The following is a 17,313-nucleotide window of genomic DNA, read 5'->3' on the forward strand; positions in this document are numbered from 1 at the left end:
AAGACAAACGCAAATAAATAGTCAAATGTCTTTGGCTAAATGACATCTAAATTAACATCTAGTACAACATAAAAAATACTAGTTACAAAACATATATTAAAAATGAGCTATTCAAAAACAGATCTTCTCAGCTTAAAAGATTTTTATCAGAATCAATTATTAAATGATACCGTACCATTTTGGTTTCCACGTTCTATTGATACCGAGTTTGGAGGTTATTTATTAATGCGTGATCAAGATGGGAGTTTGATTGATGATGACAAAGCCGTTTGGATACAAGGGCGTTCCGCTTGGTTATTGGCTACACTTTACAATACAGTCGCACCAAAACAAGAATGGTTAGAAGGTTCTAAAACAGGTATCGATTTTTTAAACAACCACTGCTTTGATACTGATGGGCGAATGTTTTTTCACGTAACACGCGACGGACAACCCATACGCAAACGCCGTTACTATTTTTCGGAAACCTTTGCAGTTATCGCAATGTCAGCTTACGCCAAAGCAAGCGGAGATGAAACAGCTGCCGAAAAAGCGCGTTTTTTATTCGGAAAATGTATCGAATATTCAACTTCATCTCATTTATTAGAACCTAAATTCACTGCTATCCGACCGTCAAAAGGAATTGGAACTCCTATGATTATGATAAACACCGCGCAACAGTTGCGAGAAAATATTGGAGACCCACGTTGTGATGAATGGATTGATACATGGATTACTGAAATCGAAACCGATTTTGTAAAAGACGATATTAAATGTGTGATGGAACAAGTAGCACCAGATGGTTCTATTATCGATCACATTGATGGGCGTACATTGAATCCCGGTCATGCTATTGAAGGCGCTTGGTTTATTTTCCATGAAGCCAAATATCGCAACAATGATCCACACTTGATTGCATTAGGTTGCAAAATGCTGGATTATATGTGGGAACGCGGATGGGATAAGGAGCACGGCGGTATTCTATATTACCGTGATGTATATGACAAACCCGTTCAGGAATACTGGCAGGATATGAAGTTTTGGTGGCCTCATAACGAAGTGATTATCGCAACACTGCTGGCATACACCATGACAGGTGATGAAAAATATGCAACTTGGCACAAAATGGTACATGATTATGCGTACAGTAAATTTCATGACAAAGAAAACGGAGAATGGTTTGGGTATTTACATAAAGATGGAACCATTGCCCAAACAGCTAAAGGAAATATGTTCAAAGGCCCTTTTCATTTGCCAAGACAGGAATGGTATTGTTTGCAACTACTCAATGAGTATTTAGAAGACAAAAAGAATGTTGTTAGTACTAAACAAGATGTAACCCATTTAAATTATAAAAAATGAAACAAGCCATTGTTAACGGAATTGTACATACTGGCGAAGAAATAAATAATGACGTCATTATTATAGAAAATGGAAAAATTATTTCTGTTCAAAAAGAAATACCAACTGACATTGAACAAATTGATTTGAAAGGAGAACATATTGCTGCTGGTTTTATAGACATTCAAATAAATGGTGGGGAGCAACTTTATTTTAGCCAAACTCCAACAGAAGAAACCATTCAGGATATTTATGAAACCAGTTTGAAATATGGTACCACTCATGTACTTCCATGCCTGATATCGTCATCCAAAGAAACGATTCTTCAAGGAATTGAAGCCATTCGCAATTATAAAGCAAAATACAATAACGGAGTACTAGGAATGCATCTGGAAGGTCCTTTTTTGAATCCTTTAAAACGCGGTGCACATAGTATTAATCAGGTTCGTAAACCTACCAATTCTGAATTGGAAGAAATTATCTGTCATGGTAAAGAGGTGATAAAAGTAATCACTATTGCACCGGAATGTTTTACAGACGAGCAGTTGGATATGCTACTAGAAAGTGGTATTGTTATCTCAGCGGGACATTCGACCATGACCTACAAAGAAGCACAATATTATTTTTCTAAAGGGATAAAACTGGTTACCCATTTGTTTAATGCGATGACTCAATTTGGGCATCGGGAACCTGGTTTGGTCGGAGCCACTTTAGAAAATGAAAATGTTTATGCTCCTGTTATTTTAGATGGTGCGCATTGTGATTATGCCGCTGCTAGATTAGCATATAAATTAAAGAAAGACAAATTCTTTTTAATTAGTGACGCTGCTTTTTTAGGACGCAAAGTTGCCAGTTTCAAATGGGAAAATTTTGATGCCCATCTCGATAATGGCTTTTACAGAAATGAAGAAGGCAATCTAGCCGGTGCCAGTATTTCAATGAAAGAAGCGGTTCAGAATGCTTTCAATCATTTGAACGTGTCGGCTGATGAAGCGATTAAAATGGCTACTTGCCGAGTAGCAAGCGCTATTAATATGGAACATCAATTGGGGAAAATAAAACCGGGATTCCCGGCAAGTTTTGTCACATTCAATGATAATCTGTCAAGAATAGAAACGGTAAATTATAATCCGATTTAAACAATCAACATTAGAAAATTAACTACACAACTAACTCAAATAAAAAAATAAAATGAAAAGTGTTTTAGAAATTAAACCTGACATAAGCTATAAAAGTGCCGGCAAATTTGAAGAAACGAGATTTGAAAAAATTCACAATGTCATTTTTAAAAATTCGGTTGAAGCTTCAAAAATTGTTGCCCAAGAAATAGCCACATTAATTAGATTCAAACAAGCCGAAAATAAATCTTGTGTACTTGGTTTGGCTACTGGTTCATCTCCTATAAAGGTTTATGAAGAATTGGTACGAATGTATAAAGAAGAAGGACTAAGCTTTAGTAATGTAGTCACTTTCAATCTGGATGAATATTATCCAATGACAAAAGAAAATAATCAAAGCTATCATTATTTCATGCATCAGCATCTTTTTAATCATATCGATATTAAACCGGAAAATATAAATGTTCCTGACGGAACAGTCGCGATTGAAGAGCTGAATCAATACTGCATTAATTATGAAATGAATATTAAAAATGCAGGAGGACTTGATTTCCAATTATTGGGAATTGGCCGTACGGGACACGTAGGTTTCAATGAACCGGGTTCCCACATCAATTCAGGTACCCGAATCATTACTTTGGATCATATTACAAGAATAGATGCATCTTCTGATTTTAATGGTATTGATAACGTTCCTAAAAGAGCGATTACGATGGGAGTTTCCACTATTTTGAGATCCAAAAGAATTGTATTAATGGCTTGGGGCCAAAATAAAGCTTCCATCATAAAGAGAACCATTCAAGGAGAAATAAGCTCTGAGGTTCCTGCTACATTTTTGCAAAATCATACCAACGCTACTTTTGTTTTAGACCAATCTGCTGCTTCCGAATTAACTCGATTTGAAACACCGTGGTTGGTAGGAGAATGCATTTGGACACCAGAATTAAAAAACAAAGCGATTGTTTGGCTATGCCAAGAAACAAAACAATCGATATTAAAACTGACCGACAGGGATTACAACAACAACGGAATGTCGGATCTTTTGGCGCAAGAAGGTTCTGCTTATGATTTGAATATTAATATGTTCAATGTATTGCAGCATACGATAACAGGATGGCCGGGAGGAAAACCCAATACGGATGATTCTCACAGACCCGAAAGAGCTAATCCTGCAAAAAAAAGAATCATTCTTTTTAGTCCGCACCCGGATGATGATGTGATTTCTATGGGAGGAACTTTTTCTAAATTGATAAAACAAGGTCATGATGTTCATGTAGTGTATCAAACTTCTGGAAATATTGCTGTTACAGACGATGAAGCATTGAAATTTGCTGAAGTTTGTAATGATTTCATTGGAGAAACCGATTGTAATATTGATTTTCCTGCGGTAATCCATTTCATTAACAACAAAACCGAAAATCAAATCGATTCTCTTGAAGTTCGAAAACTAAAAGGCTTAATCAGACGTCGCGAATCGTATGCCGCAACAAGATACATTGGATTAAAAGATGAAAACACGCACTTTTTAGACCTTCCTTTTTATGAAACAGGCCGAGTAAAGAAAAACCCATTGGGTCCTGAAGATATAGCCATAGTTGCAGCCATAATTGCAAAAATAAAACCACATCAGGTTTTTGCCGCAGGAGATTTGGCAGATCCGCATGGTACTCATGAAGTTTGTTTGAATGCCATATTTGCAGCAATGAAACAACTTAAATCAAAACCTTACATGAATGATTGTTGGTTATGGTTGTACAGAGGTGCTTGGCACGAATGGGATATCCATGAAATAGATATGGCTGTTCCTTTAAGTCCTGATGAAGTTTTGTTAAAAAGACATGCTATTTTGTACCACCAATCCCAAAAAGACAGGGTAATGTTTCAAGGAAACGACTCCAGAGAATTTTGGGTTAGAGCCGAAGATCGCAACAAAAATACCGCGAAACTATATGATGATTTAGGTCTTGCTGAATATGAAGCTATTGAAGCTTTTAAACGTTTTGATTATTAAAAAAAAACGTAAATTAAAATAACAAAACTCAGTTTGAGAACCATGATAAATGGGTTCCAAACTGAGTTTTTTCTATTATTACTCTACATCTATTTAAATTATAAATTTTGTAGTTTTACTCCCTATATTTGAATCTTTACATGAAAAATAAATTAATCAACATTCCTCCTATACCTGCAGTACTCTTCGCAATAATAAGTGTGCAATCAGGAGCGGCTATTGCTAAAGGTCTTTTTCCTGTTATAGGTGCTGCTGGAACAGCTTCTTTGAGAATTGGTATCTCAGCATTGATATTACTGGCAGTTTACAGGCCAAACCTAAAAAAGATTACTGCTAACCAATGGAAATTAGTAATTCCTTACGGTTTGTCTTTGGGTGCGATGAATTTGGTTTTTTACCTTGCAATAGAGAGGATTCCTATTGGACTTGCTGTTACACTAGAATTCATAGGTCCGTTATTGGTAGCCGTTTTAGGTTCAAAACGGATGATTGATTTTTTCTGGGTATTGCTGGCAGCCGCAGGAATTGTTTTGATTGCTCCATGGTCAAGTAATGGAATAGACCTCTTAGGAGTATTGTTTGCCCTTTTAGCGGGTGGCCTTTGGGCGGCTTATATTGTATTGGGAGGGAAAATTTCAAAAATAATGAAAGGCGGAGAGGCAGTAGCAACAGGAATGCTTTTTGCTGCAATACTAATTGTGCCCTTTGGAATTCTAGGAAATGGGTTAAACAGCCTCACTCCAAAACTTTTCTCCTTAGGTATAGCACTCGCTCTTTTGTCAAGTGCGATTCCTTTTACATTGGAAATGAAAGCGCTCGGTCAGCTTCCTGCCCGTACATTCAGTATTTTAATGAGTTTAGAACCTGCTGCAGCATCAATTTGTGGGCTTATATTTTTACAAGAATACCTTACTTTTAATGAAGTTTTGGCCGTGCTTTTTGTGGTAATAGCTTCTGCTGGATCAACAATTACTTCCAGAAGACAAGAAAATTAATACTGACTCCATTTAAAAAAAAGCCTGTAAATCTTAGAATTTACAGGCTTTTCTAATTTTTAAAATCATTATCGTTTTAATTGCCCGTTTCTTTTTTAGAATCCTGAACCATTTTATCATTTGCGGTAATTGCAAATTCTACACGGCGGTTTTGACTTCTGCCTTCCGGTGTATCATTCGTAGCAATTGGATCTAGAATTCCAAAACCAGATGTTTTGAATCTGCTTGTTTTTAAACCTTTTAAAACCAAATAATCCTTAACTGATACTGCTCTTTTTTGAGAAAGTGTCAAATTGTATTCTGGTTTACCTGTATTATCTGTATAACCAAAAATCTCAATATTTGTATCTGCATAACTATTAAATACAGGAATCAACTTATCTAAATTAGCTTTAGCTTGAACGGTCAAAGTCGTTTTATTAGTATCAAAGCGAACAGCATCCTCTTTCAAAGTCAAGTGAATTCCTTCACCTACTCTTTCTACATCCGCGCCTGGTAAAGCTTGATTAATTTCTCTGGCTTGCTTATCCATTTTATTTCCAATAAGAGCGCCTGTTCCTCCACCAACTGCAGCACCAATAGCCGCTCCCAAAGCAGCATTACCGCCTTTTCCTAAATTATTACCTAGAATTCCACCGATTAATGCCCCTGCTGCAACACCAATTCCAGTACCTTTTTGAGTATTATTGGCATTTTTAACCGCATCGCAACTTATAAAAAGACTGCTTACAACAAACAAGACACTTAAATTTAGAATAGCTATTTTTTTCATAATATGTATGTTTTTTTATTAGTTAATTTTTTGAAATTGATAAACAACATCAGTGATTTTTCCTCCAACAGCTATTTTATCAATTAACTGAAAAGAGTTTTCAGACTGATTAGCAATACCTAAAACAAATCCAGTTCTCACTTTTTTTGATTTTAAACCTTCATCTAAAATCTTCATAACAAACTGTCCTTCTTTATTTATAAACCAAGTTATAGCTGAACTATAAGCGGTACAATTAGGGCTATTCAATGTCATATTACCTTTGTTATTATTCGAAATAAATTTCCATTGGCTTCTTATCAAACATTTTGAATCAGCAAGATCAAACGAATTAACTTTAATATAGTCTGAGCCAGGGTAAGTAACATTTGTGATTTCCCAATTCCCTTTCATTGCAACTTGAGAAGGTCTGTCTAATTTTGCATTTGTAACTGAGGTTGACTTACATGCAACTATCAAAAAAGAGACAGCGCATAATAAAATGATTTTTTTCATGCATTTAAAATTTAATAAATTAAAATCCAACAAAACATAGTATTGCTTTATCGAAAATAGATGTATTTGCACACAAATCAAGAATTGAAATGTGCATTTTCATTATTTGATTAGTTTGTTCTGTCATCAATAATTGCTTCAGGAGCATTTGTTTTTACGGATGCGATTCCATTATCACGTGAAGCTTCACTCTCATATAGCTGACTTGTACCGATTATTTGACCATTGGTAGCTTTCAGATTAAAATAAGGCTTACCATTTGAAGCTATTTTGCAATCAAACTTTGAATCATCCTGTGAATTACGTTTCACAGATTCAATTCCTTTTTCACAATTAGGTTTCGTCGTGTAGCCTTCGCTGCTAAGAATTGTTTGACCATTATTGGCTGTTAAATTGAATTGAAACTCCCCGTTTGTTCTTTTGGTAATTACAAATTTTCCCATTTTTAAATTGATTGTTTTAAGTTATTTATGTTTTTACTATTTTGAATTTGTTTATGTGGAGATGTGGTTCGGTAAAAAAAATGACGCAATTCCTTTACCATTTCTAATTTTGTTGTAGAGATATCAAACAAAATTATATTACTTACATTTTTCATTTTGTTCAATATTTCTTTATTATAAGTACATACTAAGATTTGAACTCCCATTTTATACACTTCAACAAAATCAAATAAATCTGCCTCTGAATACACAACAAAAACAACGATTGAAAACTTCTTTTCTATGTCTTCTAAGTTCTCATCCTTTTTAAACTTTTGAAAATTAAATTTTTTATTAAATTCATATTTTAAAAATCTGGCAAAATAATGTTGTTTATCATAAACCAAAATTTGCTCTAACGTCCTATTTATCATGATCGAATTTATTTAATTTGGTATAAATTCTACCTTAACCTCTTTTTACAATTATCCCCGAATAATTTGATTAAAATCATTTTACACTGCGTTTCATTATAATAAATTTCATTGGATGATGATCACTTTGATTGATCTTCAATGGGTGCATCTAGCGCTTTACTTTTTAGGGATTCAATACTGTTATCTCGCGAAGATTTATCTTCAAAGATTTGACTTATACCTAGAATTTTTCCGTTGAAGGATTTCAGGTTAAAATAAGGTTCGTCATTTGGAGATCTCTTGCGATTAAACTTTGAGTTATCCTGTGAGTTGCGTTTTACGGATTCGATACCGTTTATACACATCGTTTTTCTTGTGTAACTTCCACTCCTAAGAAGTATATTTCCTTTCTTATCTATAAAATCAAATTGAAACTCGCCAGTTGCTTTTTTGCTAATTACAAATTTTTCCATTTTAACATTAATCGTTTTTATGTTATTTATTTCTGATTTAAACTATTATTATTCAGTCACTAAAAATAATTTTAAAAGTAGTTCCTACTCCTACTTTACTCTCTACACTAACTTTCCCATTCATAGATTCAATTTGGTTTTTTGTAATATATAAACCTATTCCATGGGCCTTTTCATGGGTATGAAATGTTTTGTACATCCCAAATAATAAATCCCCATATTTTTCTAAATCAATCCCTAAACCGTTATCCGTTATGGTTAATACTTTCTTTTCATTTTCTACAAAAAAATTAAACTCAATTATCGGAAATCTATCGGGATGCGCATATTTTATTGCATTTGTACTAAAATTCAACAAAACACTTTCCAGATAAGCAGGATTAAAAGTAACAATAGCTCCTTCAGCAACATTATTAATAATTCTCGCTTTATTTTCATGGTTATAGCCACTAATTATATTGCTGTTTTTTTTCAAATACAGATTTAAATCCAAAGGCTCTTTTATGACATTCAAATTATTCTGAATATTTACTATTTGAGATAAATTAGCTATTGTTTCATTCAAATCATCAGAAACAGTTCTTAAATACCCTAAAGTTTCTGTATTCTCAAGAGAATTTTCTTCTGAATCAATCATGTCCAGCAGCAATTTAATATTTCCAGCATGTGAATTTAAATTATGGGAAACGGTATGGGAAAAATTCAATAACCGACTATTGTGTTCACTGTATAATTCCATTGCGCTGATTAATTCTAATTCTTTTTCTTTCTGTGAAGAAATATCTGTATGGGTCCCTATTACTCTCAAGGGTTTCCCATCAGGACTTCTTTCTATGACTTTTCCTCTGTCAAGAATCCATTTGTATTTTCCGCTTGACGTTAAAACACGATGCAAATTTTCATAAAATGGAGTTTTATTTTCAAAATGATTTTGAATCGTAGCATAATATTTTTTTAAATCATCCGGATGTACAATCTGATCCCATCGTTCCGGATTATCAAAAATATCTGTAGATTCTTGTTCTAATATTTTTAAAGATTGTGAGGAATAAAAAACGCTATTTGTTTGTAAGTCCCAATCCCAAACACCTGATATTGAAGCTTCCATTGCAAAACGAAAACGTCTATCGGAGATTTCAAGTTGCAACTGTTGCACTTTAAAATCTGTTATGTCGGAAACATTACCCAAAAAAACAATACTCCCATCGGAATTCAATTCAGTTTTAAAAAACACCTTAAACCAACACAATCCCCTTTTAGGTAATACACTTCTAAATTCTAAATCTCCTTTTTTTTCAATCTTTCTGGAACCGATAAGAAAACGCAGTACTTTAATTTTATCATCCTTATAGATACTATTATAAAAAAAAGACATAATAGTGTCTGAAATAATATTATTTGACAATTCGAACATCTCACATATGGATTCACTTACTAATGGACTATGAAAATGATTATCTGAAGAAACCGTAAACACGAAAATTTTTTCAGATAATTCCTTAAATAATTTTTTATAAAAATCACTTGTATGCATAGAATCATTTGTAGTATAAAAATCAGATTTCATATTTTTTAGTTTTAAAAAGTTTCAATCACCACAAAAAAATTATAATCAATCTTTTTAAAATGAAATATTTTAATAGCTCCGATTAAATGGAAAAATTTTCTCCTCTACTTAATCTTTTTCCGAAACACACACAATAAAACTCCACCTATCCCTGCCAGTATATTAACGCAATTTATTTTCAATGAAAAATCAGCAAAAAAGAACAAATTTATAAAGTTGGTAATAGCTAACCCTATCAGCGGAAGAAACATAAAATCGGTTTTAAACCTAAATTTAAAATCCAAAGGATAAACTACAATTCCTAATCCCAAAAAAAATAGAGATAGTAAATAACACGTAAAACCCATTACAAATAAATCAGAAACAAAATCAATACAAAGTATTCCAACTAAGCAAAAAAACAATCCAAAAACTACTTTTTGATACATTTATTATTTTGAATTAAATAACGTAGATTATAATTATCTAAAACAAAAGACACTAACCAACGGATTAGTAGAATATAACTTCCAATAGTTTTTTCATTCATTTTTTTGTATTTTTTTAGACTTTATAAATTACTACCACTTCATGCTTTCTGTAATTGTATGAATTAAGATCTGCTAATAAACTTGCAAATTATTATTTCAAAACACCTCAATAAAATCAGAGGTTGCTGCAACTACCACTTCTGATATTGCAAATGTAACCCCAACAAAATCAATAGTTCGTAGAATATCTAACAATGCCATGTAGAATTATTTCTACAAAAAAAATACCTGGTAGTAAGAATAATTTTATGCAGTAAATAAAAAATTCAATAACTACTATTGGACAAAATAAGTAGTTATTGAATTATGGTAATAAAAAAAGTAGATCTTGAAAAACAGCAACTATAAACTATTTACTATCCTCAAAGTATAAATGAAAAAGTTCTATTAAAGCAGGTAAATTATCAATTTCTAGCTTTTCAAAAACTCTGTTTTTAAACGTACTAACGGTAGTCTTTTTAATTTTTAATAGCTCTGATATTTCTAAATTTCCATATCCTTTAATCAATAATCTGGCCACCTCAACTTCTCTATTAGACAATTGTTCTAATGGATTAATGGGTGTTTTTGAAATATAAGAGTCTAGAATTCTATCTTTAATATTTTGCGTTATATATTTTCCTGATAAAATCATGCTGGTTAATGCTTGCTTCATCTCTTCTTCTGAGCTGCCTTTATTTAAATATCCCGAAGCACCTGCATTCAGGTATCGCATGGCGTAAATGTCTTCATCATAGGCCGAAAATATTAAAATTTTAATATCCGGTTGAATATTTTTAACCTCTGTAATAATATTCAAACTATTACCGTCCGGAAAATTGATGTCTAAAACCAATAAATCAATCTTAATTTCTTGTAACACTTTAAAAGTATCTTTAAAAGTCCCGGACTGACAAATTTTAGCATTTAAAAACAACTCTTTAATTAGCAATGCAACACCTTGCCTAACAACGCTATGGTCATCCGCAATTAAAAAAGAATAGTTATTTGATAATTTCATTTTTTATTAAATAAATTAAAATCGTTATGCATAAGTGCGGTAATAAATTATCAAATAGTTTACCATTACTACTTAAAATAAAAAATAAATTTTTCGTATTTCTATTTTAAATTTGACTTAATATTAAATTAAATGTGACCTTAGTACCTTTGCCTTCTTGGCTTTTAACACTAATATCCCCATCAAATAATTCAATTATTTCTTTGCAAAGATTTAACCCTAAACCAACACCCAAATCATTCACTTTCTCAGAGACTGTTCCTTGATAATAGGATTCGAATATATTTTTCAAATCATTTTCTGCAATACCAATTCCATTATCCTGAACTTCAACTTTTAAATTCATTTCATAATCCGAAACATGTTCTAAATCAATAGTAATCGCTATTAATCCCTTTGTAGTAAACTTATTAGCATTCCCTATTATATTGTAAAAGAGCTGATGAATTTTTGTCGCATCTGAATATACTTCAGAATCTGAATTTAAATTAGAATTTACTTTTATTTTATTTTCTTTAGTCTTCACTAATGAAGTCATAGAGGAAATTATTTGATCAATTTCCGTTTTTAAATGAAAATTTTTATTTTTTAATTTCAGTTTATGATTTTCATCTTTGGAATATTCTAAGATTTGATTCGCCAAAAGAAGTAATGAATTTGTAGTAAACTGAATTGATTTAAAAGTATCTTTTATCTCAATATCTTTAACTGAAGCACTTACTTTTTTGCTATAAATAGATATTATATTTAATGGTGACCTAATTTCATGGCTTATCATACCCATAATCCTATTTTTAAAATTCAAACTTTGACGAATTTGATTTTGGGCAATGGTTAATCTTTTTTCATACTCAAACGCCAAGCGTGTAAAACTCAAAAGTATAATTGAGATAATAAACATTAATACTATCAGTATTATTATAGTATAATTTCTAACTGTTTTATTTGATTGATATTGATTTAATAAATCCTTTTGGCCTTCAGTTTGAAGTAAATTTGCAGAATTACTGTAATTTGGCAATACATTTTGACCTAAATTTAATAATTCATTATTAAGTGCAATTAAATTTAAGTCTTTATTTCTTAGACTTAAAAATGACTTTTTCAAGTTATTAAATTCATTTTCGTAATATTTATTGGTTGTCAAAAATGCATTTGCTATTTGCTCTTCAATACTACCAGATAAAACTTTATCCTTATATTGCATAGTGACAACCGTATTTAACTGCTCTTTTTGCACCCTATACCTTCCCGTAAACGCATCTCCTAATCTTGAAATCAATCCTTTTCGAGAAACACTATCCACTTTCATGTAAGTGTCCGTTTTAATACTATCCAATATTTTTTTGAATCCGAACTTATTAAATTTAAAAAGCTTGGAAACATCGTCGTGATTTGGGCTAATTTGTTTATCAATAATTGAATCAATTGACATTTTTAAAACAAAAATATCTGTCTCAGCATTATTTTTTTTAATCAATATATTTTTAAAGGCCTTATTATCTTTGGCAACCATATTAAGGCTGTCAATTAAGGAACTCATTTCATGCAGTGAAACCAAATATTTTTTTAACGAAACCTCATCTTTATAATTAATGTAATTATTGAAATGTTCTTGAGAGTTAAGAAGAGAATTATTTACCTTATTTGTAAATTTTGCTATTTTATTTGAAGACGATATATCATCAAAAGCTTTTGAAACTTTAGTTTCATTTGCTGTTTCATTATACCAAATTATAACGACTATAACCTGCAAAAAAATGACGCATACCAACAAGCTGTAATGAGCAAATTTTCTATGTTCAAATTTTAGTCTTTTCGATAAAAAGGTATTCGATATAAAGTATTTTCTGATCAAGATTTATTGTTTATTTAAATAAAAAAAATGAGTTAAGATAAAATCCCAACTCAGAAATTACATTTAGTCTTTTTTAAGATATTGATTACATAAATATAATATTTTTAATTAATAAAAACACAAAAAATATATTACAATACCATTCATTTTACTCTAAAATTTGTATTTATTTTTTCCTTCATACAAAATAATTGACTACAAAAATAACTAGCTTAAAAATAACATCCTGTAGAACATTAGAAAACTTCATGTAGAATTTGTTCTACATGAAGTTTTCTAATGTTCCTAAAATTTGAGTTATTTAATTGAAATTTAATGTTGTAAATGAATTGTGAAAAGGTAGATAAGAATTTGGCTCTATCTTTCAAAACAATATTTTTTTTATCTACCGAAGTCATCTTGCAAACGAACAATATCCTCTTCATCAGAAGGATTTTCAGGGTCTGTATGTTGCCAAATTTCGGCTACTATTCCCCATGAATCCAGACCTATCAAGCGATGACGTTCTCCTTTGTCCATTTGGATAAAAGTACCCGGAGCCAGTTTTTGAAGTTCGCCTTCTTCATCTGTCAAACTAGTTTTTACCCCAACAATTCCGGAGAGTATTTTCCATATTTCTGCTCTGCGGTGGTGAAATTGCCATGACAACCGTTTATTTGGGGCAACTACCAAAATTTTCGGACTTAACTTATTCGTAATTCGAATAGCATCCATTCCAAGATGTGGGAAAAATTTAGCGGCAAAAGCACTCGCCTGACTTTCGTCAATTACAAAAAAACCTCCCCAAGGACGCGTTTCATCTTGTTTTATAACGGTGAAATTTTCTTGTTTTAAAGCTGCTGCAATTTGTTCAAAAACAGCACTTTTTTCTAAAGCATTAGGTATATTAAGATTCATTTTTATTGTTTTAAAAAGTAATTATTCGGTTGATCTAATTGATGCTACTGTCAGGTTTCTATATATAATAAAATCATTTGATTTCAATTTTGGATTTCCCATCAGGATTTTTGCTCCTTTTGGAAGCTTAATTTCTTTTGCTAAGCCAAAGTTAATGATTACGGTGATTTTGTCTCCTTCAAAAGACCGGGTAAATAAAATTTGATTGTTTTTATGTTCCAATCTGTCGTATTTCCCATATTGCAAGACCTTTTCATTATTCCGTAACGTAATCAGTTTTTTGTAATTGTTTAGAATAGAATTTTCTTTGTTTTCCAAATATTTGACATTGAATTCTTTGTAATCCGGATTAATTTTAATCCACGTTTTCTTGGTTGAAAATCCTGCGAAAGCATTTCCATTCCATTGCATAGGACTTCGCGATTTGTCTCGGTTGTGTTCATTTCCTTCAATAAGTGCTTCATCAGGATTTTTACCTTTGGCTAAAGCCAATTCATAATGAGTTCTTCCTTGAATATCGACCATTTCATCCAAGTTCTTGGCAATACTATTATGCATCCCAATTTCTTCTCCGTAATAAACAAATGGAACTCCTTTTGCCGTAAGTATCAAGGCTGCTAATGCTAACGCTTTATCTGGGTTCCCATCGGCTAATCGGTCCATCATTCTGGGCATATCGTGGCTTCCAAAAAACAACGTTGGATAATTGCTCATGTTTTTTTCCATGCTTTGCAACTCGTCAAAAATATGTTGTGAGGAAAATGTTTTGATACTTCCAAAGTTAAAATTAAAAACAACATCTAACAAATCTTGCGATTGGTATTGCTTCAAGACTTCAATTTTATCGCTTCCTATCTCGCCAACAATGAAACGATTATCATACTCGCTCACGGTCGATTTTATAATTCGCATGGCATTTTTCACACCTTCTTGCTCAATGTCGTTGCTATGTACTTGCAGTCCGTCTTTGACAGGATTATCAGCTGTAATTCCGTTGGTGTTTAAAAAATTAATCACATCCAATCGGAATCCATCCACACCTGTATCCAACCAAAATCGAAGCACTTTTTGAACCTCGGCAACCACTTTAGGATTAGACCAGTTTAGATCAGCCATTTTTTTGTCAAACTTATGATAATAGTATTGATTAGTTACTGTGTCTTTTTGCCAGGCTGTTCCGCCAAAGAAAGATTCCCAATTGTTGGGTTTATCTTTCCAGATGTAATAATCCCGATACGGATTGTCAATTGATTTCCGGGATTCCTGAAACCACTTGCATTCCGTAGAAGTATGATTCAGCACCATATCCATAATTACTTTGATTCCTCTCTTATGGGCTTCGGTCAAAAAATTATCAAAATCCGCTTTACTGCCGTAAGTGGGATCTACCTCGTAATAATTAGCAATGTCATAGCCATTGTCCACTTTTGGAGAAGTCAGAAATGGCGTAAGCCAGACTCCTTTTATTCCCAATGATTTCAAATAATCCAACTTATCAGTCATTCCTTTAAAATCGCCATATCCATCCCCATTGCTATCCGCATAACTGGGCATATATATTTGATAAAAGACCGATTCTTTCCACCATTTTTGTGAGTTCTGGGTATTTTGCGCGGCCATTGAACTACTATTCAATACAAAAAAATAAAGTAGTGCAACGATTAACAGATTCGATTTCATAAGCAAATCCTTTTATTTTTTCTGTTGAAACTTATAATCCACCACAATACCATTCACCAACATTTTAGCACCTTGATACGTGATTTTACCGCCTGATGGAACACAAACAATTACAGCTGCATTTTCTCGTGCAATCTTTATTTTAGCTGAAGAAGCAACATTACGGGCTACAAAACGTCCCGATACCGCATTATACAAATCCACTTTTTTTCCTTTTTCGACAGTCATAGAAACTGTTTTATCAGTGGTGTAAGGATTATAGTATAAAAAAGACGGGTAGGCTTTATCATGATAAAAATCAGTCGCCAATAAATTCAATTGTAATATTCCGATAACATCCGTTGCGCAGATAATACTTCCAAAAATCCCTGCATGGCCGCTGCCATAGACACTGAATTGAGATTCCTTTGGATTTTCTCCAGGCACCCAAAGTGGTCCGTCACCTTGTGCCACGGGGCCTTTTAAATGTTCATGCTCTTTATAACTGGATTGACGAATCATGCCTTCGTAACCGATTACTCCTTTTGAAACTTCAGCCAGTTCAGGATTCGTTTCATGCTCATCCGGCATGTATTGAGGGTAAAAAAAGCGAGAGGCATTTGCTGCATTCAACATCCATTTACCAATTGCCGTGGCATACGATTGATCATATCGAACCATAGGGACCAATGGCCATGCCGCATCATAAGTATTCATTAAAAATCCGTAACCACCATGATCTACCGTACTGCCCACAATTCCTGAAATATCAATTCCATTCCAGTTACCCACTAATACCCCCCATCCTTCACGACATACTGCAGTTCCGTCAAAGCTCCAACCCAACATTTTATTGGTGTTATATTTTTTACCTTGTTCCGCGTTTATTCTTGCCGATAAATAAGCTCCAAAAGGCATTAATAATTCGTATGTTGGATTTATGGGTTGTGATTCTAAAGCAGATAAAGCACTCATCGCTCCTTTTAAATATCTTGGATCACCAAACTTTTTATACGCTGCATACAAAACCCAAGCATGACCGGCTGCTGCGTCAGGTTGCGCACAGATATTATTTTTCATGGGTTTCATTTTGCCATAATCAAAATAGGAATAATCATAATTTCCATTCAATATAGAATCCGCCTTGAAAAATTTTTCTGCGATACTTTTAGCGATTTCTTTAAAACCCGGTTCTTTGGGATATTTGTCATAAACTGCATAAAACAAGAGATTCGGATATACATCGTACCACCAGTCACGTCCATAACCACCACCTAATAGAGCCACTTCCGGACACGTATTATTCATCATAATATCCCAACCTGCGTCTTTATTATAATAGTTTTTAAGCATTCCAACATAGTCCAGATTTTTTTGCTTGCTTTTGTCTATTCCCACCAAACTAGCTCCTAATGTAGCTCCCATAGTTGCCAAAGCTTCATGAAACATCCCTTTATTATTTTTTCCTTGTCTTACATCACCAACTGCAGTATACATTCCTACAACATCTTGAGAGAAATTCTTTTTACTGCTGTCCATCCATACCATAGGCCAAAATTTCCCTTTGGCATTAAAATCAAATACGGTACTATCAAAACGGAGCGCCAGTTTTTTATAATCGATGATTTGCAATGGTTTTGGCAAGTTGGGCATTTGATCCACACGAGCTATCCTTTGTTGTTTAACTTGGGCCGTTCCATTAATTCCGAAAAGGATAAAAAACAGGCCTACGAAAGTGATTTTGAAAATAGTATTCATTCCTTATTTTTATTTAGTTGTC

Annotated in this window: 15 protein-coding genes; 4 read left to right on the top strand and 11 right to left on the bottom strand. The window is 32.8% G+C overall.

All coding sequences use genetic code 11. From position 1 onward, the window contains the following. The first annotated feature begins 102 nt into the window (after positions 1-102). The 4 genes from ACM55H_RS03505 to ACM55H_RS03520 all read left to right on the top strand — a co-directional run bounded on the left by ACM55H_RS03505 (position 103) and on the right by ACM55H_RS03520 (position 5,444). Positions 103-1,341, top strand: a complete 1,239-nt coding sequence (locus ACM55H_RS03505; RefSeq protein WP_416835192.1) for an AGE family epimerase/isomerase — start codon at positions 103-105, stop codon at positions 1,339-1,341. After that, positions 1,338-2,459 (top strand): N-acetylglucosamine-6-phosphate deacetylase, encoded by a 1,122-nt coding sequence (gene nagA / locus ACM55H_RS03510; RefSeq protein ID WP_416835193.1) that lies wholly within the window; start codon positions 1,338-1,340, stop codon positions 2,457-2,459. The genes ACM55H_RS03505 and nagA overlap by 4 nt, the downstream gene beginning before the upstream one ends. 52 nt (positions 2,460-2,511) lie before the next feature. Further along, positions 2,512-4,449, top strand: coding sequence for a glucosamine-6-phosphate deaminase (nagB, locus tag ACM55H_RS03515; RefSeq protein ID WP_416835194.1), 1,938 nt, complete (start codon positions 2,512-2,514; stop codon positions 4,447-4,449). Positions 4,450-4,589: 140 nt separating this feature from the next. Next, positions 4,590-5,444 carry an EamA family transporter gene (locus tag ACM55H_RS03520; RefSeq protein ID WP_416835195.1) on the top strand — a complete coding sequence of 285 codons (855 nt, stop codon included), beginning with the start codon at positions 4,590-4,592 and terminating at the stop codon, positions 5,442-5,444. Positions 5,445-5,520: 76 nt separating this feature from the next. Here the strand turns inward: ACM55H_RS03520 and ACM55H_RS03525 are convergent, their stop codons facing one another. From ACM55H_RS03525 to ACM55H_RS03575, 11 genes are all read right to left on the bottom strand, one after another. Beyond that, the gene (locus tag ACM55H_RS03525; RefSeq protein ID WP_416835196.1) at positions 5,521-6,216 is read right to left on the bottom strand and encodes a YiaD family glycine zipper/OmpA-like lipoprotein; all 696 of its coding nucleotides are present in this window, start codon (positions 6,214-6,216) and stop codon (positions 5,521-5,523) included. 18 nt (positions 6,217-6,234) lie between these two features. After that, the gene (locus ACM55H_RS03530; RefSeq protein WP_416835197.1) at positions 6,235-6,711 is read right to left on the bottom strand and encodes a hypothetical protein; all 477 of its coding nucleotides are present in this window, start codon (positions 6,709-6,711) and stop codon (positions 6,235-6,237) included. A 110-nt stretch (positions 6,712-6,821) separates the two neighbouring features. Further along, the gene (locus ACM55H_RS03535) at positions 6,822-7,154 is read right to left on the bottom strand and encodes a YegP family protein (RefSeq protein WP_039109712.1); all 333 of its coding nucleotides are present in this window, start codon (positions 7,152-7,154) and stop codon (positions 6,822-6,824) included. A gap of 2 nt (positions 7,155-7,156) precedes the next feature. Further along, positions 7,157-7,540 carry a hypothetical protein gene (locus ACM55H_RS03540; RefSeq protein ID WP_416835198.1) on the bottom strand — a complete coding sequence of 128 codons (384 nt, stop codon included), beginning with the start codon at positions 7,538-7,540 and terminating at the stop codon, positions 7,157-7,159. Positions 7,541-7,689: 149 nt separating this feature from the next. Continuing rightward, the gene (locus ACM55H_RS03545; protein WP_039109710.1) at positions 7,690-8,022 is read right to left on the bottom strand and encodes a YegP family protein; all 333 of its coding nucleotides are present in this window, start codon (positions 8,020-8,022) and stop codon (positions 7,690-7,692) included. Between the two features lie 52 nt (positions 8,023-8,074). Continuing rightward, entirely contained in the window at positions 8,075-9,589 is a 1,515-nt protein-coding gene (locus tag ACM55H_RS03550) for a sensor histidine kinase (protein WP_416835199.1), read from the bottom strand. 879 nt (positions 9,590-10,468) lie between these two features. Further along, on the bottom strand, positions 10,469-11,119 hold the full coding sequence (locus ACM55H_RS03555) for a response regulator (RefSeq protein ID WP_416835200.1): 651 nt from the start codon (positions 11,117-11,119) through the stop codon (positions 10,469-10,471). Positions 11,120-11,225: 106 nt separating this feature from the next. Next, entirely contained in the window at positions 11,226-12,977 is a 1,752-nt protein-coding gene (locus ACM55H_RS03560) for a sensor histidine kinase (RefSeq protein ID WP_416835201.1), read from the bottom strand. Between the two features lie 381 nt (positions 12,978-13,358). Then, on the bottom strand, positions 13,359-13,874 hold the full coding sequence (locus ACM55H_RS03565) for a cupin domain-containing protein (RefSeq protein WP_416835202.1): 516 nt from the start codon (positions 13,872-13,874) through the stop codon (positions 13,359-13,361). 21 nt (positions 13,875-13,895) lie between these two features. After that, positions 13,896-15,554, bottom strand: coding sequence for an alpha-amylase family glycosyl hydrolase (locus ACM55H_RS03570; RefSeq protein ID WP_416835203.1), 1,659 nt, complete (start codon positions 15,552-15,554; stop codon positions 13,896-13,898). A gap of 12 nt (positions 15,555-15,566) precedes the next feature. Further along, a complete protein-coding gene (locus tag ACM55H_RS03575; RefSeq protein WP_416835204.1) occupies positions 15,567-17,291 on the bottom strand; it encodes a glycoside hydrolase family protein in 1,725 nt (574 codons plus the stop codon). Positions 17,292-17,313 lie beyond the last annotated feature (22 nt).

The organism is Flavobacterium cryoconiti, assembly GCF_048158645.1.
GTDB lineage: Bacteria > Bacteroidota > Bacteroidia > Flavobacteriales > Flavobacteriaceae > Flavobacterium > Flavobacterium cryoconiti.